Raw genomic sequence first — 22,139 nt, 5'->3', positions numbered from 1 at the left:
CATGGCTTGGATCCAAATTCGTATTAATGCCAATGCTGCAACAGCTGATGCCGTAAGCGACCTATTAATGGAAGCGGGTAGCGCTTCAGTAACCTTTATTGACGCAAAAGATACCCCTATTTACGAGCCTAAAATTGGCACTGTTGTGTTCTGGGCTGATACCACAGTCATTGGCTTGTTCGAAGCTAATCACGATATGAATGCAGTCGTTGCGTTATTGAAGCGCCATGATGAGCTAAAAGACAATTTAGTATACAAAATCGAGCAACTTGAAGATAAAGACTGGGAACGTGAATGGATGGATAACTTCCACCCTATTCAATTTGGCGAAAAACTATGGATTTGCCCAAGCTGGCGCGACATTCCAGACCCTGATGCAGTAAATGTATTGCTAGACCCAGGCCTTGCTTTTGGCACGGGCACACATGCAACAACGGCCTTGTGCCTTAAATGGTTAGAAAGCCAAGATCTGACGGGTAAAACGGTTGTTGATTTTGGTTGTGGCTCAGGAATTTTAGGTATTGCAGCTATAAAACTAGGTGCAGAGCGTATGATTGGGATAGATATTGACCCTCAAGCGCTTGAAGCAAGCCTTGATAACGCTAACCGAAATGGTGTTGCAGACAAACTCGAAGTATACCTTCCAGAAAACCAACCTGAGTTTACTGCCGATATAGTTGTGGCTAATATTTTAGCCCAGCCACTTCGCGAATTACATAGTGTGATTTTAGGGTTATTAAAGCCAGGTGGTAAAATTGCTATGTCGGGCATATTAGAAGAGCAAGCCCAATCGGTTGCCGATATTTATACACCGTTTATTGAGCTAGATGACATTGCCGTTGAAGGTGATTGGACTCGAGTGAGTGGCACTAAAAAAGCGTAATAAACTGCACAATCAAATTTAGAGCATTAACTCAAAACATGCATGTAAAGCCTGTATTTAACAGGCTTTACTATTTTTTTACATAATAAAAAATAAACTTATTTTGTTGCAAAAACAAAATGCGCTCAAATTTCGCACAAATAAAGCCATTCCTCATACGGTTATCAAATGTCAATACGAAAAGGGCAAAAAAAAGTCACTTTTGTTCAATTTATAGCCTTTGATTTTTGCTAAAAAAACCGTAAACTTAGCGCCCCTTGAAAAGAGGCCTATTGAATATAGTGCGTATCGGTAAATACCAACTTGAGAATAATGTAATTGTCGCGCCAATGGCAGGCATTACAGACAGACCATTTAGACAACTTTGCCGTCGTTTAGGCGCAGGGCTAGCTGTTTCTGAAATGCTATCGTCTAATCCTAAGGTTTGGAAAACGGAAAAGTCGATGAACCGTATGGATCACAGCGGTGAGTCGGGTATACGCGCGGTGCAAATTGCAGGAGCAGATCCTGAGCTTATGGCGCAGGCCGCACAATTCAATGTTGCTAACGGTGCACAGATCATAGATATCAATATGGGGTGCCCAGCAAAAAAAGTGAACAAGAAACTCGCAGGCTCTGCCTTATTACAGTTTCCTGAACTTGTGGAAGAGATTATTGATGCAGTCGTAAATGCTGTTGATATACCTGTGACACTTAAAATCCGTACAGGATGGGATCCGGATAACCGTAATGGTGTAGAGATTGCGAGAATAGCTGAACGTTATGGCATTGCATCACTTGCTGTACATGGGCGTACGCGCGCATGTATGTACAAAGGTGATGCTGAGTACGCCACGATTAGGGATATAAAACGTTCAGTGTCGATTCCTGTTGTTGCCAATGGTGATATTACATCACCAGAAAAAGCAAAACAGGTTTTAGACTATACGGGTGCAGATGCCATTATGATTGGCCGAGCCGCCCAAGGTCGCCCTTGGATATTTAGGGAGATAGACCACTATTTGCAAACTGGGGAACATTTACAGCCGCCTGCTATTGCAGAGGTGCGCAGTATATTAATGGAGCATTTAACAAACCTCCATATGTTTTACGGTGAGCCAATGGGAGCGCGAATTGCTCGCAAACATGTATCTTGGTATTTGCAAACCCATGACAGTGATGGTCAGTTTAGGCGAGTATTTAATGCGCTCGACAACCCACAGGCACAGGTCGTCGCATTAGAGCAATACTTTAAAACACTAGCAGCTAACTAAGAAAGAAAGAGACTTAATAATGTTCGAACAAAACGTGACTTCTCCATTTATCACTAACCCTCATGTTCAGTCACACGAGAAACCGCAGCCATTGCGTGATGCAGTAAAAAAAGCTGTTCACCACTATTTAAAGCAGCTTAACGGTCAAGATGTGCAAGACGTTTACGACCTTGTTCTTTCAGAGCTAGAAGCGCCATTACTTGAAGAAGTGATGACATATACACGTGGTAACCAAACTCGTGCAGCAATTTTACTAGGTATCAACCGTGGTACTTTACGTAAAAAGCTTAAAAAATACGGCATGAACTAATACCAATTATATTGAAAGCGTAAGTATTCTAACGAGCTAAACAAGCCCATAACGTCGTTAATAATTTTTTATGTAGAATAACTACACAGCAAAATTTTTGCCTTGTTATAGACTTGTTTTTCTATCGTTATAACTACTTACTAATCCAATACAACTGGTATTATGCAAAAAAAGCACCCTCGGGTGCTTTTTTTATGCCTACAACTTATTAACCAAATTGCAAAATGCTCACCCTCATCGGCGCTTTATAAGTCGTTTTTTGAGTTGTAATCAGTTAAAATGCCCGCTTCTAAGCTAGCTCATTAACTGAGGAAATCAAACTACAATGGATACTCATCGTCCCATTCGTCGCGCACTATTAAGTGTGTCTGATAAAACCGGTATTGTTGAATTTGCCCGCGCACTAGAAGCGCAAGGCGTTGATATTTTATCAACTGGCGGCACATGTAAACTACTTGCTGATAACGGCATAAAAGTGACTGAAGTATCAGATCACACAGGCCACCCTGAAATCATGGATGGCCGCGTAAAAACTCTTCATCCAAAAATTCACGGCGGCATATTAGCCCGTCGCGGACAAGATGAAAGTGTAATGGCAGATAACAACATTTCTGCTATCGACATAGTTGTAGTTAACTTATACCCCTTTGCGAATACAGTCGCTCAAGAAAACTGCAGCCTTGAAGATGCCATTGAAAATATTGATATTGGCGGCCCTACAATGGTTCGTGCAGCCGCTAAAAACCACAAAGACGTAACAATCGTGGTAAACGCGAGTGACTACGACCGTGTTATTGGCGAAATGCAAAACAACAATGGCTCTACTACGTATAAAACACGTTTTGACTTAGCGATTGCTGCTTACGAGCACACTGCCGCATACGATGGCATGATTGCTAACTACTTCGGTAAAATGGTGCCTGATTACACCGAGGAAGCTGCTGTAGAGACTAAATTCCCACGCACTATCAATATGCAGTTCACTAAAAAGCAAGATATGCGCTACGGTGAAAACTCACATCAAGATGCTGCTTTTTATGTTGAAAATGACATTGCTGAAGCATCAGTTGCAACAGCAACTCAATTGCAAGGTAAAGCCCTTTCGTTTAACAATATTGCCGATACCGACGCAGCGCTTGAATGCGTTAAAGAATTTGATGTACCTGCGTGCGTAATTGTAAAACATGCTAACCCGTGTGGTGTTTCAATTGGCGACAACATTCTACAAGCATACGAGCGCGCTTTTAAAACAGACCCTACATCAGCATTTGGTGGCATTATTGCCTTTAACCGAGAGCTAGATGCAGCAACTGCACAAGCCATTGTTGAGCGTCAGTTTGTTGAAGTAATTATTGCACCGAGTATTTCGAGCGACGCTGCAAAAATTGTTGAAGCTAAAAAGAACGTTCGTTTATTAGAATGTGGACAGTGGACAGGCAAAGCCGCTGGCCAAGATATTAAACGCGTTAACGGCGGTATTTTAGTTCAAGACCGCGACTTAGGCATGGTAACGCAAGGCGACTTAAAAGTTGTTTCTAAACGCCAACCTACAGAGCAAGAACTTAAAGATTTACTGTTTTGCTGGAAAGTAGCTAAGTTTGTTAAATCAAACGCAATTGTTTATGCCCGTGACGGTATGACCATTGGCGTAGGCGCAGGCCAAATGAGCCGCGTATACTCAGCTAAAATTGCAGGCATAAAAGCTGCAGACGAAAACCTTGAAGTTAAAGGTTCAGTTATGGCGTCTGATGCGTTCTTCCCATTCCGTGATGGCATTGACGCAGCAGCCGCCGCTGGCATTACTGCGGTAATTCAGCCTGGTGGCTCAATGCGTGATGAAGAAGTGATTGCAGCTGCTGATGAAGCTGGCATGGCAATGGTACTAACTGGTATGCGCCATTTCCGCCACTAATCACACAAAGGGTTAAACGTTGGTTTAACCCTTTTTGTTTGCTATAAATTCACGTATTCTGATTATTCAATAACCTATTTAAAATTATAATGTGAAGGAACAAACAATGAAATTTGCGCTAAAATCGCTACTTGTAGCCACACTAACGATGACATCGACTATGGCGCTTAGCCATAACCACGAATCGAGCCTTGAACATGCACTTCAATCAAGCGAACGCAGTGCTAAAAACAGCGTTCGTGACGAATATCGTCACCCGGCTCAAACACTGGCATTTTTTGGCTTTAAACCAACTATGACAGTTGTTGAAATTGCGCCCGGCGGTGGTTGGTATAGTGAAATTTTAGCGCCAGCACTAAAAGAGCAAGGCACTTATTATGCCGCGCACTTTCCTGCTGATTCATCAGTTGGCTACTACCAACGCTCTCTTGCGGGCTTTAAACAAAAAGTAGCTGAAGATAAGCGCTTTAGTAGCGTTAAAATTACTGAGTTTGCACCTGTAACACATTTAGATATTGCGCCAGCTGGCAGTGCCGATATGGTTTTAACATTTCGTAATGTACATAACTGGTACATGGGCAAAGATAAAAGCGGTGCATTAAGTGCATTCCAAGCTTTTTATAAAGCCCTTAAACCAGGTGGTACATTAGGTTTAGTTGAACACCGTTTAGCTGAAGAACGTGCTGACGAAGATCAAAAAACATCAGGTTATATGAAGCAGAGCTACGTAGTAGACCTTGCTAAACAAGCAGGGTTTGAATTAGTAGCAAGCAGTGAAATAAATGCAAATCCAAAAGATACAGCCGATCACCCTAAAGGTGTATGGACGCTACCACCAAGCTTAAGACTCGGCGAACAAGATGCTGACAAATATAAAGCCATTGGTGAAAGCGACCGCATGACGCTGAAATTTAAGAAACCGCTTTAAATAGGAATTTTCGCCATGAATGTTTTAGTCATTGGCAGCGGCGGCCGCGAACACGCACTTGCGTTTAAAGCCGCTCAAAACACCAAAGTAAATACTGTATTTGTAGCCCCTGGTAATGCAGGTACTGCACTTGAACCAAAACTTGAAAACGTAGCAATAAACGTTGACGACTTAGATGGTTTACTTAATTTTGCACAGCAAAATAAGGTAGAGCTTACTATTGTAGGTCCTGAAATACCGTTAGTACTGGGTGTTGTTGATAAGTTTCGTGAACATAACATGGCTATTTTTGGACCAACGGCGGGCGCAGCTCAGCTTGAAGGTTCTAAATCGTTTACTAAAGACTTTTTAGCACGTCATAAAATCCCAACGGGCGACTACCAAACGTTTGAACAGATTGAGCCTGCCCTTGCTTATTTAAAAGAGAAAGGCGCGCCAATTGTTGTAAAAGCAGATGGTTTAGCTGCGGGTAAAGGCGTAATTGTAGCCATGACGCAAGCCGATGCCGAAGAAGCTATTCGCGATATGCTTGCGGGTAATGCTTTTGGCGATGCGGGAAGTCGTGTTGTTATTGAAGAGTTTTTAGACGGTGAAGAAGCGTCTTTCATCGTAATGGTTGATGGTAAAAACGTATTACCATTTGCGACCAGTCAGGACCATAAACGCGCTTACAATGGCGATGCGGGTCCTAATACGGGTGGCATGGGTGCATACTCACCTGCGCCAGTTGTTACTGATGAAATCCACCAGCGTATTATGAACGAAGTGATCTACCCTACGGTAGAAGGCATGGCAAGCGAAGGCCATCCATACACAGGCTTTTTATACGCAGGTTTAATGATTGACGAAACAGGCACCCCTAAAGTCATTGAGTACAACTGTCGCTTTGGCGACCCTGAAACTCAACCAATGATGCTACGTTTGCAATCAGACCTAGTTGAATTGATTGAAGCCGCTAACCGTGTAGAACTTGATAAAACAACAATTAAGTTTGACCCACGTGCAGCTGTTGGTGTTGTACTTGCCGCTAAAGGTTACCCTGGCGATTACCCTAAAGGCGATGCTATTTCGGGGTTACAAGTTGATTACCCTGCGGGTGAAAAAGTGTTTCATGCGGGTACTAAGCAAGATGGCAATGACGTTGTAACCGCAGGCGGTCGCGTATTATGCGCAACAGCACTTGGTAATACTGTTACGCAAGCGCAGCAACGCGCCTATGAGCTTGTTAAACAAATTAGCTGGGATGGTATGGAATATCGTACAGATATTGCTTATCGTGCTATTGCCCGCGAGCAATAGGCTTAAAATACCTGTTTATTGGTATAACCAGTTAATTTAACTACAAAAGCGCAGTCTCTCTGCGCTTTTTTAGTGCTACACTAATTAAAAGTTTTTTTAAAAGTACGCAAACGTTGGAACTAAGAACTTTACGTTATCATGCAATTGCTGTTGCCATACTAGTACTTATATTTTTTATTATAAGTACACTGGCATCAAACCTCGTCGTGCCTACACGATATACAATTGATAAAACCGCGCCCGTATATCTTGATTACGCGTACTATATTGATGAAACTAAGAGCCTTACTTTTAACGATGTTATAACCCAGCCGCAGTTACTCACTCATCAAAAATTTTCGGAAATACCGTGGAGTTTTACTCAACAAAATTATTGGCTGTTTCTCGATTTAGAAAATAAGAGCTTCAAAAAAGAAAACGTTGTTGCCCATTTTGATAACCCCATGGTTGATCACCTAACTATTTTTCGACTCAATAAAAACAACCAATTAATTGATACTTATAAGCTCGGAGATAAAGAACAAGCACTTACTTTATTTCAATACAGTGTGCCGCATATCCGCTTTTCGCTCGAAAGTAAGTCCTCACAACGACTCGTAATGAAAATAGATACGATAGGTATAAGTAAAACACCTGTAAATTTATATCGTGATAAAGAGTTTATTGACTTAGTGCGTTCGCAAACAGGGATTTGGGGGATTTTTGTTGGCGTATTGCTAATGGCTGCACTGTACAATCTTGTTCTTTATTTTGGTATAAAAGACCGAGTTTACTTAATTTATATTGGCTACATTATTAGCGCTATTATACTAATGGGAGCGGTATTAGGTTTTGGCTTTTATTTATGGCCAATGGAATGGCAATTATTTATTCACGAAAAAATAGTACTTGGTAATTACGGCGTTGCTTTTTTTACCCTCTCCTTCTGTATTATGTTTTTACGTTACCACAAAGAAAAATGCTGGCGCTATAAAATGAGTACAGCGCTACTTAAGCTTATGTTTGTTCTTGCTGTAAGCAGCCTTTTTATCCCTGAAAATATAGCAGCACCTATTTTTTTTGGAGTGATGAGCCTACTTTATATAGCGTGTATTATTTTAATTTATAACAAATTACGTAGTGGTTTTAGATGGGCTAAATTTTATGTTTTTTCATGGGTGCCACTAATTTTTGGCGCGGCAATTCAACCTATGGAACTGACTGGCCTTTTACCTTATAGCTTTACCACACGCCACGCCTTTTTAATGGCTATACTATGCGAAGTAATATTAATGGCAATGGCATTAGCAGACCGAGTTAGGTATCAGCGTGAACGTGCTTTATATCACGCTACGCACACTCAACAAACAAAGCTTCTTAATAGTGCTAAGCTCAAGCAAACCTTTATGGAGTTACAAGCAAAAAACCGCTCAACAACTTTGTGTTTGATTAAAATACGCCACTTTAACTCTCTTAATACTATAATTACCCCTTCTCAAGGCTATGCACTTATAAAACATATAGCGAGAGAATTAGAGTTAGAATTGAGCCACGAGCGCGAATTTATAAATCTTGATACTAACTTAAACACCATCCCTCGATTAGCCGATCTCAATAGCGGCGTATTTGCCTGTATTTCGACTAAAACACAAAACCAAGAAATGCTAGAAGCACTTCTCACCAAAGTAATTAGCAACTTACCAAAACAATACGAAATAAAAGGGCTAAACCTGCAACTTAATTACAGTATTGGCATTAGCTGTGCGGGTAAAACTAACGACTTTGAGTATTGGTTAAAACGTGGATATTTAGCACTTAAAAAAGCAAAAAGTAGTGTTAATCAAGTAGGGTTATCATCAAACGTGAATAACCAAATGATGGACGTTTCCTTAGCTGCAAAGCTACAAAAAGCCATAAAAACAAATCAACTTACACTCTATTACCAGCCACAAATAAATTTATTAAATAACCAAGTAATTGGCGCAGAAGCTTTACTACGCTGGCCCGATCCAACCTTTAATAATTTACCGATTGAAGAGTTAGTAATTCTTGCTGAACATACAGGTATTATTAACGAACTAACACTGTGGGTCATTGAACAAGCGTGTAAAGATATTGCCGAACTAACAAAAAATGGTTACATCAATCATACTATTAGCGTCAACCTCAGCGCTAAAAACTTGACCATAAATAACTTAGCTGAAAAAGTAGAAAATATACTCATTAAATACCAAGTACCGGCTCGTTTACTTAAGTTTGAACTAACCGAATCAGCTTTTGTAGAGAGTCAAGATGCACTCATTAAATTAGTTGATGAATTATCGGCATTAGACATTAACGTTGTTTTAGACGACTTTGGTACAGGTTACGCATCACTTAACTACTTAGTTAACTACCATTTTAGTGAACTAAAAATAGATAAGTCGTTTGTTTTTGATTTACCTAATAACCCCACTCATCAAGTTATTGTACAAACAGCCATTGATATGGCGCACAACCTTAATTTATCAATAACAATTGAGGGGGTAGAAACTCAGGAGATTCATCACTTACTTAAAGACATGAATGCTGATTCTGCCCAAGGTTATTTATACGCAAAAGCACTGCCTTACACCGACTATTTACACTTCTTAAAAAGCCAATATAGCTTAAAAATGTTAGACTCCTCTTTTTAACATCTTTAGGGGCCAAGTAAAGATGCAAGGCACACTGCGTAAACTAAAATCGAGTTTAACCGAACCAGTACAATATCACTTACCTGTAGGTGAGCACTTAGTAGACTTAAATGCATTTATAGGTAAGGAGCTTACGCTCACCTTTAGTGGCACTATTTTATGTTCTAACTGCGGTAAAAAAACCAAAAAAAGCTATTCTCAAGGTCACTGTTTTGTATGCATGCGCAAGCTCGCTAGTTGCGACATGTGTATTATGAAACCAGAAACTTGCCACTACGATCAAGGCACTTGCCGAGAGCCACAGTGGGGCGAAGAAAATTGCATGATCCCACACTATGTGTATCTCGCTAACACTTCTGGATTAAAAGTAGGTATTACCCGCCACACACAAATACCGACTCGTTGGGTGGATCAAGGCGCTACTCAGGCATTACCTATTTTTAAAGTGCAAACTCGCCTGCAATCGGGTTTAGTGGAAGTTGCTTTGGCTGAATTTATTGCCGATAAAACCAATTGGCGCAATATGTTAAAAGGCCAAAACGACGCACTTGATTTAAAAGCAGCAGCGGCTGAGTTAATTCCACAAATTAGCGAAAAACTAAACGAGCTAAGTGAGTTATTTGGCGCAACAGCAATAGAGCAACTTGACGAAGATGTGGTTGATTTAGATTTTCCAGTAACCGAATACCCAACAAAAATCAGCTCATTTAACTTTGATAAAGACCCTGTTGTAAGTGGTGTTTTACAAGGTATTAAAGGTCAGTACCTAATCTTTGAAAAAGGCGTTATTAATATTCGTAAATTTACGTCTTATGAAGTAACCGTAGGCTAACGGGCTATGTTAAACAGCTACCCACAGTTATTGGTTATTTATAATGAGCTTGAGATAGCTCAAAACCAAAAAGAGCAACAAGAGTGCTTACACAGCGTTATGCAAAGTGAGCTAAGCGACGTGCGAGTACTTAATAAGCAAGGTGACTACCTTAATTTACAAGGCACTGTTTGCCCTGAATTGAGTGGCGAGCAGCTAGCACAGCTTGTTACAGCTTACTTATTAAATGAAGGACAATGTTGCCTTGGTAAAATAAAAACCCTAAGCACAGCGCAGGCGTTTGATTTACTAGGGCTATAAACACTCTTATTATTTAAACCTCAGTAAGCACTTTTATATGCGCTACAGCACTACGACCTAACGCTGATAGCGCATAGCCACCTTCTAAATACGAAATAACCCCTTTGCAACCGCCCTCCTTTGCCACACTGCATAGCTGCTCGGTGAGCCAAATGTAGTCACTTTCAACAAACTTTAAGCTTGCCATATCATCTTCTAGGTGTGCATCAAACCCTGCGCTTATAAAAAGTAATTCAGGCTTAAACGCTTTTAATTTTGGTAACCATTGCCCAGTAAACACCTCTTTTAGGTCGTCGCCATTACTAGCAATTGGCAGAGGGGAATTAACTATATGGCTATTATTTTTAACTGCTGTATTTGGGTAAAACGGATACTGAAATAACGAACAAAGCAGTACATTTTCGTCATCAATAAAAATGTCTTGTGTGCCATTACCATGGTGTACATCAAAATCCGCAATAGCAATGCGTTTAACCCCTTTGCTTTGTGCGTACTTAACGGCAATAGCTAAGTTATTAAACACACAAAACCCAGATGATGAATCCTTATTCGCATGGTGTCCTGGCGGACGTACTGAGCAAAAAGCAGCATCGAGTTTATCGGCAAGTATTTCATCAACAGCTAACAATCCTGCACCTACTGCACGCTCAATCGCTTTAAACGAATCGGGGCACAGCCAAGTATCGCCATCTAAATTAGCGAGTCCTTCCGTTGGTAGTGTAGTTTCTACGTGTTTAACTAAAGCTTCATCGTGAGCAAGTAAATAATGCTCACGCTCGGCCTTAGGTGCTTGCAGGTGTGTTAAGCCAACATCTACACCGCTGGCTAATAATCTGTCGGTAATTGCATCTAAGCGCTCTGGGCACTCAGGATGGTCGTCTATCATTTTATGCTTACGGCAATGAGGATGAGAAATAACTGCTGTACGCATAAAAAAGTCCCTTACAAGGTGTAAAAGCTTAATATAACAAAGCCACCGGCTGGTGGCTTTGCGACTTTGGTGTATATCAACACTTTAAATATCAAAACTATTAACTACTTTGCTTTTAAATGCAGGTTTCTAAAATCAAAGCTAAAGTCGGTCACTTGTGTTGATACTGCACGCATTTTAGCGCTGTTTACACGATTACTAACATCCATATCAAAGGTAATAAACGCATCTGCTTCAAGTAGCTTTTCATCCCACTTAACAATAAATGTATTGCCAGTGTAGTGCTCAAGTGTGCCTTTTAAACGTTTAGTATGCGTAAAATCAATGTGTAATTTGCTATCGAGCTGCTCAATAATCACATCGCCGTACCAGTCATCGTGCAATGTACCGGTGTAATTAATATTTGGTAATTGTGGCTGGTAGTCAGCAGGTGCTTCTGGTTTTGCATTAGCGTACGCGAGTTGCTTGCCTTCAAAATGTTTTTTAGCTAGATCTTCTACCCAGTCTTTATCTTCAAGTTCAAGCGCATCTTCAAGTACTTCATGGGTTACTGCCGAAAGCGCACCAAAAGCTTGTTGGTTAGATAAAATAACAATACCGAGTTTTTTCTCAGGCAATAAAGTAACTTGCGATACCATACCTAAAATACCACCGCCGTGACCTAACTTTTTAAAGCCGTGGTAGTCTTCAATGCTCCAACCTAGCCCATACCCTCTAAATTGCTGATGGTACGACTCAAACGCGCTTTTAGATGCCATAGACGTAATATGTGGGTGCCACATTTGCGCTTGTTGCTTTTCGCTAAACAGCTGCTCGCCATTAGGCATTTTACCGCCCGCTAATTGCGTACGAAGCCATTGACTCATATCGCTTACACTTGAAGCGATGGCGCCTGCGCCTCTAAAGTCTTCTAGGTAGTTCACAAAAAAGGGATGAAGTGAGCCATCCATAGGAATATGACCTGTTGCCCAGTTAGTGTTGCTTTTTGGGATGCGTGAAAAACCTGCGCGTGAGTTGTCCATGTGTAGCGGCTGTAATATATTTTTTTCGATGTAATCGTTCCAGCTCATACCCGACACACGTGCAACCACTTCGCCAGCGGTAACAAACATCAAGTTGTTATAAGCGTACTTACTACGAAAGCTGCTCGCTGGTTTTAAATACTGTAATCCCGCTAAAATTTCATCAACGGGCTTATCCGTGCTTGGCCAAATCATTAAATCGCCTTGCCCAAGCCCTAGCCCACTGCGGTGACTTAATAAATCACGAATACGCATTTCGCGTGTTACGTACGAGTCGTACAATCTAAACTCTGGTAAATGATCAATTACGCGGTCATCCCAGCTCAACTTCCCTTCATCAACCAACTTGGCAAGTGCCGCTGTTGTAAACGCTTTGGTGTTTGAAGCAATACCAAACAAGGTGTCTTTGTTTACTTTTTTGTTGGTATCGAGATTAGTTACACCAAAGCCTTTAGCAAATATCACTTTATCGTTTTCAACAATGGCGACTGCCATACCTGGTACGTCAAAACGTGCCATTGACGCTTTAATAACGTCGTCAATTTTGTTGGTATCGACTTGTGCCCAGCTACTAAACGTAGTGCTTGCTAGTAATGCAATTGCGGCTAATTTGGTTAATTTCATATCAATCCTATTTTATTATTTTTGATGAACTGCAAATTCAATTTCGGCACGCTCTTTATTGGTATCGCTTTTGTGCGGCCTATTGAGTATTGCATCACTGTATTCTTTTGGTACGCCTGCTTCAAGTGCGCCGCGATGAACGTGTTTTATGTACCAATCGTATGGGAGTACATCGCTGTCATGGGTATTAGCTATATAACAATGTGCGGCTACAGTCTCACCCGTTAAAAGCGTTGGGGTTATATCTACGCAGTCGTAACCTACGCCCTCAATACTGTCTAAAATGGTTTTTTCTTCTTCATTAAGCTCATAAATAACGCCATAAACCAACGCATCTTCTTTATTGCTTGGGCAGATACTGCACTTACCTGAGCCATCTTTAAATAACATATCAAAAGTAAGCTCGTAACCTTTAAGTACCGCTGTTCCTACACGCTTTACATTCGGTAAACGCGCCAACAAACGGTTAGATGACATATTAGAGCCAAACGAAAAATTATATAACGGCATTTTATCTCCTGCGCTTTTTAAATAAGTTAAATAACAACACGTACTGCAAGGGCAATTAAAATAACGCCAATTCCACGGTCAAACCAATAACCACGCTGCTGGAAAAAGCCCCTCACATTATCTCTAGAAAGCATTATTGAAAGCATTGAAAACCACACCCAAGTAGCCAGTGCCATGTACACGCCATAAACGATCTGCACGCTAGTAGGTGTTGTTGGACTAATCACGAGTGTAAATAACGACATAAAAAATAACGTGGCTTTTGGGTTTAATGCATTGGTGAAAAAGCCGCGCCTAAAAGCCACCCAAACGGGTTCCTCTTGAACGGCTTTGTTTTCAATATTTTTTGCAGCCTCGCCTTCATTACTTGCAGGCGGTTTTGCAGCTCTAAGAGCTTGCACGCCTAAGTAAGCTAAATATGCACCAGCAAGGTACTTAAGCGCCATAAATAAACTAGGCGATTGCGTTAAAATAAGCGCTACACCTAACACGCAATAGGCAACGTGCAGTAAAATAGCAGCGCCAACACCGGCGCTTGTCCACAATGCATTGCACCTACCTTGTTGCACACTTTGCTTGAGCACAACGGCAAAGTCAGGCCCAGGGCTTGCTACTGCAAAAAAATGAGCAATAACAATCAGTAAAAATTCATCTAAGTATTCCACGCAAGTCCTTGCTAGTTTGGTGAATAAGCTAATAACAGCGGGTTGGCCGAGTTATTTACCAATGCTTTAATTTCTTTTTGTGCTTTTTTAAACTGACCACGCAGATGCGGTTTTAAGTGTTTTTTAGAGACTTTATCGTTTTTAAAGTAACTAATAAGGGCATGCATAAATACCGTATGTGTTTCACTTAGCTTAGCTTCACGGTTAGCGTATGGGTTGTAACAAGAACCACAACCGCCCTTAAACTGATACACCGTGTTGCTCATCATCACACCAAACCCTAAAAAACAGGCAAGCGCATCGGCAGCTTGTGGTAAATACTCCCTACCACCTGGCGGTAGCACCCCAACGTGATGAATAAGTATAGTGGCCAGAGTACCCGCATAACTTGCTACTAAATCTTGTGGCTGATTAATCTGATTAGGATTAAAAGAAATGCTGACCTTATGGCTTGGCGGCACAATTAAATGGCAGCCTTCTCCACGTATTTCATTGCTAAATTCAAAGTGTGGAAAAACCTGAGGCTGCAATTGCTGAGGCGCAACTAACTGAATAGGCCACGCGCTCATACCTGCATAATTAGTAACGCGGGTAAAAACGTTAGTCGCCATTTCTTCAATACTTGATACCGAATCAGGAAAAAACGCTGCTGTCGGCAATATTATTTTTGTTTGCTTAGTAAAGTACTCCGCATCAAAATTCTCTACCGCCCAAATAAACGTATCAATAAGCCATTGCTGTTCTTGATCTTCCAATAATGGTGCCGATTTAAATAAAGCTAACATAAGGTGCTCTTATAAGTTTTAGGTGCTAGTTTAGTTTTTTTGTGTAAGCGCCCATTCCCACGCTTGAGTATTGTATAGCGGCACTGTTGATAGCGCATGATGATGGCTGCCACTGGATTCTTTCGTTGAGTACGATAAATACAATAAGGTGCGGTTTTCAGCATCGTAAATACGACGTACCTTTAAAGATTTAAATAAAATACTTTTAGATGATTTAAATACCACCTCGCCCGACTTACTTCGGTCAATTTCTTGTAGCTGCTGTGCTGTAATAGGCCCCGTTTGACGACACGCAATTGACATATCAGACGGATCAGAAAAGTCTAAATCAGCTTCAATATGGCTAATGTGGCACGTAACACCTTTAATAATCGGATCTTGCTGCGAATTAACCACGACATCTTTAGTTGTAAATAACCCAAGGCTTACCGACGCAACATCATCAGAGCAAGCACTCAACGTAACTACCGCACCTGCAAGTAAAGCTAAACGTTTAAATTTTTGTGGTAATTTCATACTTATCCTTATCTATAATAGGTAACTTAGCATCTACGTCACTAAGCAAAGGTTCACCTGTTTGTTTTATACTAACATCAAAAATAAATACGACTAAATTAGTTTAAAGTAAAGATTTTAGATAGCCCTAGGTTTAGCGAACCCTGTTGTATTTGATACAATTAACCCTCGCTAATGCAGTAACTCATAATAGGAAACGCCTAAATGCCGCATATTATTATTGAACACTCAGAAGACCTCCCTGTTTTACCACAAGTACTAGTAGAGAAAATTCATAACAGTACTTTTGAAAGCGGACTTTTTGATTTAGAAACAATTAAAACACGCGCAATTGCATACCAACAATACCAACTAGGTATAGGTAAAGAAGGGTTTATTCATATTCAAGTGCATATAATGGCAGGGCGAACGGTAGAACAAAAACAAATGTTAAGTGAGCACCTACTCGCATGTTTAAAAACCTACTGCAGAGACTCTGATAGCTTAAGCGTCAATATTTACGATATGGATCATGATGTATATCGAAAAAATTAGAACGTATTTTTAGAAAACGAGTAAACATTCGATGACGCTGCATTACTGTTGCACAAAACTTTTTTAAATTTAAAGTATGCGCTTCTCAAGGTTACCAATAATCTGACTCACAGGGCTCGCTTTGTGATAAAGCCAACCTTGGTGTAAAAATACCCCTTTTGATAAAAGGTAATCAGCTTGCTCTTGGGTTTCAACCCCCTCAGCAACAACATCAATTCCAATCGTTTTAGCAAGCTCAATTAATGCATCAAGCAAAATAGCCAGTTGTGACTCAGTGCCTATAGCACTGACATAACTTCTATCAATTTTTAATATGTCTAAAGGCAATGCCTTGAGGTACTGTAAGCCCGCATAACCAGTTCCAAAGTCATCAATTGCAATTAGAATATTTTGATCTTTGAAGTCTTGCATAGTCTGAATGACTTCTTGATCGTCTAAATCAATTAACTCATTTTCTGTCAGTTCCAGAACCAAGTGAGGAATAACAGCGTTTAACGAAAAAACTAACTGTTTAAAATAAGCATCCTTTAAATGCTCACCTGTAATATTAATGTTTATTTTTATATTGCTATCCCAACCAATTAACTCTGCGGAGTCTGCTATTAAGTTTTTAATTACAGCATAGGTAAGGCTTATATTCAGATGATTGCTTTCGATATCAGGTAAAAAACGATTTGGTGTTAAAACACCTTCAATAGGATGCTTTAAACGAACCAATGTTTCAGCCCCAGCAAACTGTTTTATATTCGAATCCCAAATGAGTTGATAATAATTAACAAAACGCCCTTGTTTTAAATAATTTCGCAATTCACTTTTTCTACTTTGGTAGTTTTGTTGATACACCTCTGTAAAAATGAAAATCAACAAAAAAATAATGATATACAAAGCAACATGGCTATATGAGGGGTAATACACATCTTCGTATAGTACGTTTTCATCAATCGCTATCATTAAGGCAAGGCGTGGTAAATATTTCAGTGGCTCAATAATTAAAAAATGTTTTTTTGCATCATCAAATACGACACCTTTTACAGTAAGCGGTTTTGTTAATGGAAATAGCGGGTAGTTAATCGGTAAAGTATAATCCCCAACCACTGTTACTACTTTACCTTTTCTAGCATCAACAGTAGCAACATAAGTATAATTTCTATCGAGTTCATTAATACGGCGATTTAACAGCGATTGCGGTAGCAATGCATTAATTTCGTATCCATCACTTCTGGTTTTAGCGATAATTAAAGCGGTTTCACCAATAAAATTAGCAGCAATAGGCCCAAAAAAGCGTAATCGTTTAGATTTAGTTGGTTTAATTCCGGATGTTTTCATAGGCTTTTTAAGTTTTTGCCAACTCGTACAAATTAAATTACCTTTAGGGTCTCTAATCCCTAGTTCAGCTATATTTTGAATATTAAAGTGCGCTTTACGCAGTGCTAACAGCGTTGCTGGGGTACAAGAAGGAGTAAGGTTGTCATTTTCAACAAAAAAGTCATTAAGCTGCTTTAACTGTTTATTTAAATCGCTTTTAAACCAATTAAAATCAGCCTTTACTTGAGAGCGCAAAAAAGCTTTTTTAGAAACAACCTCTAATGGGTAGTCAATCAACATAACTAGCAATACGCTAATAGTAGCAATAACGAATGCTTTAAACTTATACTGAAACTTTGGCACTATACAATTCCCAGAATGAATGGCTTTCAAAACTCCAATAAACATAACCTAATACTAACAATAAATTAATTTACATAAACACTTAAATTTTACTTTTGACTAGCAATGTTGCTAAAAACAGCATTATTTCACTTCCATCAATAGTGGCTAAAAATTTAATTGTATTTAACTCTCAGTTAAAAAATAGCAAAGAGCGTATGAGCTTTTAACAATAGCTAAAGCCTCAGAATGTAAAGCCTATTGCCGCCAAGTCTTTGAAGTAAATGGCTACATCGGGAAGGTAGTATTTATACAGTGAAAGGTAAAGGCGGCCTAATCCGTGATGTACTAATACCTAACGCACTGGCTACACAGCTAGAACAAAGGCGCTTAGCACAGCCTATAACGGTTCGTGATAGGGAAATTAACTATTTACAACGTTATGATATTGGTGGTGGTCATAAATGTTCATGCTCATTTTCAAAAGCATCTAATCGCGCTCTATTTTTTTCTAATGGCGGCCATGGCCTAAGGCATAGCTACGCACAAGAGAGAATGAATGAACTAAAAGGTTTGGGGCTTAGTAGGCAAGTAGCTCTCGAAACCGTGTCGCAAGAGCTTGGCCATTTTAGAGCTGAAATTACTGAGGTTTATTTAAAGTAACCGCCGATTTAAGTCTTGGAAGCTAGAATTAAAAGACTATTAAACTCCCCTTCCATATAGCTTTTATGGCAAAAGCAGTTGCAAAAATGTATAAAAATTCTTTTAGTCGACTTAGTAAGGGATTGGGAGCTGCATAAACTAGTTGTAATCACTCAGACCTAATATTACAGTCGCCGAATAGCGACTGTAATATTTGATAGGAAGATACAGTTCCAATCGATGAAAAATCTATTTATCGTAGGTTTTTTGTGAGGAGTATTAAAATAATTAGTGTTCATTCGCTTGCATTTTGATCTGGTGTGGTGAGCCTATGATTACTTGTTCAGGACTGCCAAATTGAAGGTATTTTAAACATTCAGGAAGTACGAAATCTTCATCAAGAATTCTTTGTATTTCATCAATATCTAAATTAATTTCTTTTGAAAGCAAGCTTTTAATTTTGGAGTGAAAGTCTTCTTGCAAGGGATCAACTTGCATTCCACATAAAAAGTTTAGATGAGTTTTCTTATCTGGAGTAGCTAGGTTTTCTTTTATCAAATAATCAATAAATTCTGTATAGTAGGTTCTTCTAATCATTCCAGAAATAAATGAAGACCAGCGGAGGCTTTTTCGTTCACGATTGATAATTATCGGTAAGTACTCTTGAAGCCTAAGCATTAATCGATAAATAAAAGTGGAAGCTTCTTTGCTTAAAATTGGCAGAGCGCTAGCAAGAACAGTTTTTGCTCCGCCATACAGAAATCCATTTGCAGTAGAAAAGTGGTTCCTGTCAATAGGGCCAGTATCACATGAGCTTAACACTACAATCGGTGGTATCCCAGCTTCCTCAATAAGATCATAGACTGAAACTACTTCATCTTTTAAACAAATAACACCTCCTCCGTTTTCATGATGTCCTCCATGGAGATCAAATATTACTATTGGACTTTTTGAGTTGTTTAACGCTGAAACAAGCTCATCATAATTCGAAGGGGTCACTATTTTTGCTTTCACCTTAAACTGATTTTCGCTATTACCAAAACCACACCTATTAAAAACTTCGAGCTTTGAAGATAAATCATCTTTTATAATGTCATCCTCTTTAAAAGAGCTAACTATAAGAACTTCACTAAGGGATTCCATAGTAATAAATGTGTTCCTTGTATCTACTAAGCACATAGTTGTTAGCCATCCTGGTGAAATAGGCAAACGGCTGACATTGTGTGCAATCATAGTAGGAAGACCATTGTGAGAAGACCACTCTATAGGTAAGTTAGATACTAGTTTTATTTCCGATGGGCGGTGGTCATTTAAGTAATCAAAATATCCAGAAGCTTTTTGATTGATATTATCCCTAAGAGCTCTAAACTTAATTTTTAAACTTCTTTGATTGTTCTTTCTATCGTTGATACCAATATCTTTAAGATTACCATAGACATCACTGTTACTTATTGGGATTTTGGCACTTGGAATAAGGTTTGAGCATGAGTACAACCCGATTAAAGTTTCTGAAAGTAACTTTTCGTTGTAGGCCTCATCAAAATACTTATTTTTCTCTGATGTTTCATTAAAACCATTTTTTAAGGCTAATTTGATCGCTTTCTCCAGCACTTTAGGGTCAGAGAAGCCTTTGTGCTTCAGAGCGTTTTGTGTGTATTCGCCTTTGTTTATTTGAAAGTCAAGATTTGTCGAGAAGTCAGAAAAGACAATCTCAATAGGGGGTAAAGATATGGGTAGTGATAAGTTTTTAGCAATGTCATTTCTAATGTAATTTAGTAGATTTATAGATTCGAATATTTCATCTTCAGAGCATTCATATCTGAAGTTTTCATAGCTAAAGCTCAACTTTGCAGACTTTAAAACTAATATATTGGCTTCAGTGTATATAGATCTATTTAACTCGATATCAGAATCTATTAAATTACTAGATTTATCAATCGAATATGTTTCCCTTAACTCGGAAATTACATCTTTTTGTTCAGAATCAAAATCGAGGTGAAACCTGTCTAAATGAGTGATTAGAGTTGTCTTGTCTATACTGCTTAAACAATTATCTTTAGATTTTTCAAGTGAACCTTTTGGCCCGAGGATATAAATTCCCTCAGGGACTTTCAACCCATCATTAGAAAGGCCATTACAAAATACCACTTTTATTTTAGAGTCAACATTTTCAACTTCTGAAAGACTTGAACAAAATCTAATTTTATATCCATCAAAAAAACCTGATAGCCTATGCTGTATTGAAGTCTCTTTATTGCAGTAAACTTCACATAAATCTTTTGGTAATTCACTAATTTTTCTGAAAATATCTATTTTATTTATTAATTCAAGCGGGTATTCATTTAAGTAAGAGTGAGCTTTATTTTCCTTGTTAATCATTATTATATAGGCAATCGTAAGGAAGCTAAGTTGTTCTTGTGGGATCAAGTTTCATACCTCAAATCTTTTGAAAACTATTTAAAGAATCATGCCATTGTTATAAATCAGGAACTACTTCCAATACAGTTGTAATGGAATTCAGAATATCACCTTCACGCTGAAGGCTAACTAAATCACCAGAATCTGGGTCAATCCACATATGGTTGATAGTGTTGAAACAATTAATATCAACTGGAATTAAGGCATTTGGATTGTGATACATTATTACGCTTTCGGACCAGTCTTCTTCGTAGTTTTCATCATCAACATCAGTCATAAATGGCAGTGGCTCTAACGAACTAGGGTCTGGGTGCAGCATGACGCCCGTCCGAAACATTTTTATATTGTCGCAACCCAGGCCAGCTAGTTTCCCCATTCTATTGAACTTGGTGATAGTTGCTGTGTTAGTAAATAATACTGCACTTATATTTTCTGCATTTTCAGTACCAAAAAAATTGGATGGGATAGTTTTCCCTTCCCAAGTATGCGATTCGATATCCTCTTCAACGAATTTCTTGTGGCCATCAATTTCTGCAACTCTAACCCGTTTGCCATAAAGGTATTCGACTAATGCATTACGAGTCCAAGTCATTGAACCTGGCATATGATAATCATGAATTGCTAATATGAGTGGCTTCCCTTGAACATGGGGCTTCTCCCAGTACTTTTTCTGAAGCTTAGAAAAAAGGCTACTCCCAAACTTTATTGGCATATAATCATCACAAAGTCTTTGCATTTCTTCATCAGACTGAGGAGGTTCAGGATCAGGTCTGTCAGGGTTTTGGCTGGGGTTAACTGTTACTGCTTCAATACAAAACGGATTGCCGTAGTAAGAAACCATATAATCCGGTGCATTATAGTCTTGATTAAATTCGAAACCTGCGTCATAAAGGAAAATATATAAAAAAAGTTCCCATAATCGAGCATCAAAGCCGTGGGTTTGGAATTCCTTAATATAATTCCCATCTACATCAATATAACTATAAACAGCCTCTACAATTAAGTTTCTTGCAGCTTCCATCCGCTTTTCATTTGCCAGTACTCTAAAATATTCATGCTGGTTAGCTTCATCTACAACAGGCAACAATATGTCATGTGGAGGCTTGACTTCATCACCCTGAACATAAACATCTTGGTCATCATTGACCAATACGTCTATTTTCTCAGCAAGCTCTTTTTCTGCATCTTCTATAGTTGGATGACTGCATGACACATTCCAAGCACGAAATAGACGCCTAGCGTCACGAACCAAGATTACAAAGTTATAATCTTGGTCAGCTTTATCTAAAATTAAAGTGGCTAAAACTTTTCTATTGCCAGCTTCATACCACTTTATTTCATTGCTCATTACCCTAAGTAGTGGCTGTCTTGCATAGCAGTATGCATTAAATTGTTTTTGGGATATTTCTCTCATAACTTCCCTGTTTCTTAGTAAATATTCTATGACAATTCAGGCACGTTCTCTTGTGACCAA

The 22,139-nt window shown here is 39.2% G+C and carries 20 protein-coding genes; 11 read left to right on the top strand and 9 right to left on the bottom strand.

What is annotated here, in order from left to right; all coding sequences use genetic code 11:
* Position 1 precedes the first annotated feature (1 nt).
* From prmA to D172_RS02120, 9 genes are all read left to right on the top strand, one after another.
* Positions 2-883, top strand: a complete 882-nt coding sequence (prmA, locus tag D172_RS02160) for a 50S ribosomal protein L11 methyltransferase (RefSeq protein WP_007376023.1) — start codon at positions 2-4, stop codon at positions 881-883.
* 281 nt (positions 884-1,164) lie between these two features.
* Positions 1,165-2,136 (top strand): tRNA dihydrouridine synthase DusB, encoded by a 972-nt coding sequence (gene dusB, locus D172_RS02155; RefSeq protein WP_198022396.1) that lies wholly within the window; start codon positions 1,165-1,167, stop codon positions 2,134-2,136.
* Between the two features lie 19 nt (positions 2,137-2,155).
* Positions 2,156-2,446 (top strand): DNA-binding transcriptional regulator Fis, encoded by a 291-nt coding sequence (fis, locus tag D172_RS02150; RefSeq protein WP_002957804.1) that lies wholly within the window; start codon positions 2,156-2,158, stop codon positions 2,444-2,446.
* Between the two features lie 325 nt (positions 2,447-2,771).
* A complete protein-coding gene (gene purH, locus D172_RS02145; protein ID WP_007376021.1) occupies positions 2,772-4,358 on the top strand; it encodes a bifunctional phosphoribosylaminoimidazolecarboxamide formyltransferase/IMP cyclohydrolase in 1,587 nt (528 codons plus the stop codon).
* A gap of 106 nt (positions 4,359-4,464) precedes the next feature.
* The gene (locus D172_RS02140; protein ID WP_007376020.1) at positions 4,465-5,286 is read left to right on the top strand and encodes a class I SAM-dependent methyltransferase; all 822 of its coding nucleotides are present in this window, start codon (positions 4,465-4,467) and stop codon (positions 5,284-5,286) included.
* A 15-nt stretch (positions 5,287-5,301) separates the two neighbouring features.
* Positions 5,302-6,585, top strand: coding sequence for a phosphoribosylamine--glycine ligase (gene purD, locus D172_RS02135; protein WP_007376019.1), 1,284 nt, complete (start codon positions 5,302-5,304; stop codon positions 6,583-6,585).
* A gap of 113 nt (positions 6,586-6,698) precedes the next feature.
* Entirely contained in the window at positions 6,699-9,239 is a 2,541-nt protein-coding gene (locus tag D172_RS02130) for an EAL domain-containing protein (protein ID WP_033023248.1), read from the top strand.
* Positions 9,240-9,261: 22 nt separating this feature from the next.
* Entirely contained in the window at positions 9,262-10,071 is an 810-nt protein-coding gene (locus tag D172_RS02125; protein WP_008136908.1) for a DUF2797 domain-containing protein, read from the top strand.
* Between the two features lie 6 nt (positions 10,072-10,077).
* On the top strand, positions 10,078-10,371 hold the full coding sequence (locus tag D172_RS02120; protein ID WP_007376015.1) for a hypothetical protein: 294 nt from the start codon (positions 10,078-10,080) through the stop codon (positions 10,369-10,371).
* A 13-nt stretch (positions 10,372-10,384) separates the two neighbouring features.
* Here D172_RS02120 and D172_RS02115 read toward each other — a convergent pair whose 3' ends face one another.
* The 6 genes from D172_RS02115 to D172_RS02090 form a co-directional block, all read right to left on the bottom strand.
* On the bottom strand, positions 10,385-11,302 hold the full coding sequence (locus D172_RS02115; RefSeq protein ID WP_007376014.1) for a histone deacetylase family protein: 918 nt from the start codon (positions 11,300-11,302) through the stop codon (positions 10,385-10,387).
* Between the two features lie 104 nt (positions 11,303-11,406).
* Positions 11,407-12,948 carry a serine hydrolase gene (locus D172_RS02110; protein WP_007376013.1) on the bottom strand — a complete coding sequence of 514 codons (1,542 nt, stop codon included), beginning with the start codon at positions 12,946-12,948 and terminating at the stop codon, positions 11,407-11,409.
* 15 nt (positions 12,949-12,963) lie between these two features.
* Positions 12,964-13,458, bottom strand: a complete 495-nt coding sequence (locus tag D172_RS02105) for a gamma-glutamylcyclotransferase family protein (protein WP_007376012.1) — start codon at positions 13,456-13,458, stop codon at positions 12,964-12,966.
* Between the two features lie 26 nt (positions 13,459-13,484).
* Positions 13,485-14,123, bottom strand: coding sequence for a LysE family translocator (locus tag D172_RS02100; RefSeq protein ID WP_007376011.1), 639 nt, complete (start codon positions 14,121-14,123; stop codon positions 13,485-13,487).
* 11 nt (positions 14,124-14,134) lie between these two features.
* Entirely contained in the window at positions 14,135-14,908 is a 774-nt protein-coding gene (locus tag D172_RS02095) for a hypothetical protein (protein ID WP_007376010.1), read from the bottom strand.
* 30 nt (positions 14,909-14,938) lie between these two features.
* Entirely contained in the window at positions 14,939-15,424 is a 486-nt protein-coding gene (locus D172_RS02090; protein WP_007376009.1) for a CreA family protein, read from the bottom strand.
* A gap of 204 nt (positions 15,425-15,628) precedes the next feature.
* Here D172_RS02090 and D172_RS02085 point away from each other — a divergent pair, with 204 nt between their 5' ends.
* Positions 15,629-15,958, top strand: a complete 330-nt coding sequence (locus D172_RS02085) for a 5-carboxymethyl-2-hydroxymuconate Delta-isomerase (RefSeq protein WP_007376008.1) — start codon at positions 15,629-15,631, stop codon at positions 15,956-15,958.
* Between the two features lie 69 nt (positions 15,959-16,027).
* Here D172_RS02085 and D172_RS02080 read toward each other — a convergent pair whose 3' ends face one another.
* The gene (locus D172_RS02080; RefSeq protein ID WP_007376007.1) at positions 16,028-17,626 is read right to left on the bottom strand and encodes an EAL domain-containing protein; all 1,599 of its coding nucleotides are present in this window, start codon (positions 17,624-17,626) and stop codon (positions 16,028-16,030) included.
* A gap of 294 nt (positions 17,627-17,920) precedes the next feature.
* Here D172_RS02080 and D172_RS02075 point away from each other — a divergent pair, with 294 nt between their 5' ends.
* Complete coding sequence (locus D172_RS02075; RefSeq protein WP_007376006.1) at positions 17,921-18,268, top strand: hypothetical protein; 348 nt, start codon at positions 17,921-17,923, stop codon at positions 18,266-18,268.
* A 267-nt stretch (positions 18,269-18,535) separates the two neighbouring features.
* Here the strand turns inward: D172_RS02075 and D172_RS02070 are convergent, their stop codons facing one another.
* Positions 18,536-20,674, bottom strand: a complete 2,139-nt coding sequence (locus tag D172_RS02070) for a CHAT domain-containing protein (RefSeq protein WP_007376005.1) — start codon at positions 20,672-20,674, stop codon at positions 18,536-18,538.
* A gap of 49 nt (positions 20,675-20,723) precedes the next feature.
* Positions 20,724-22,079, bottom strand: a complete 1,356-nt coding sequence (locus tag D172_RS02065; RefSeq protein ID WP_007376004.1) for a hypothetical protein — start codon at positions 22,077-22,079, stop codon at positions 20,724-20,726.
* Positions 22,080-22,139: the final 60 nt, after the last annotated feature.

This window comes from Pseudoalteromonas sp. Bsw20308 (genome assembly GCF_000310105.2).
GTDB lineage: Bacteria > Pseudomonadota > Gammaproteobacteria > Enterobacterales > Alteromonadaceae > Pseudoalteromonas > Pseudoalteromonas fuliginea.
The sequence above is the reverse complement of the archived record's forward strand: the minus strand, read 5'-3'. Positions and strand labels throughout refer to the sequence as shown.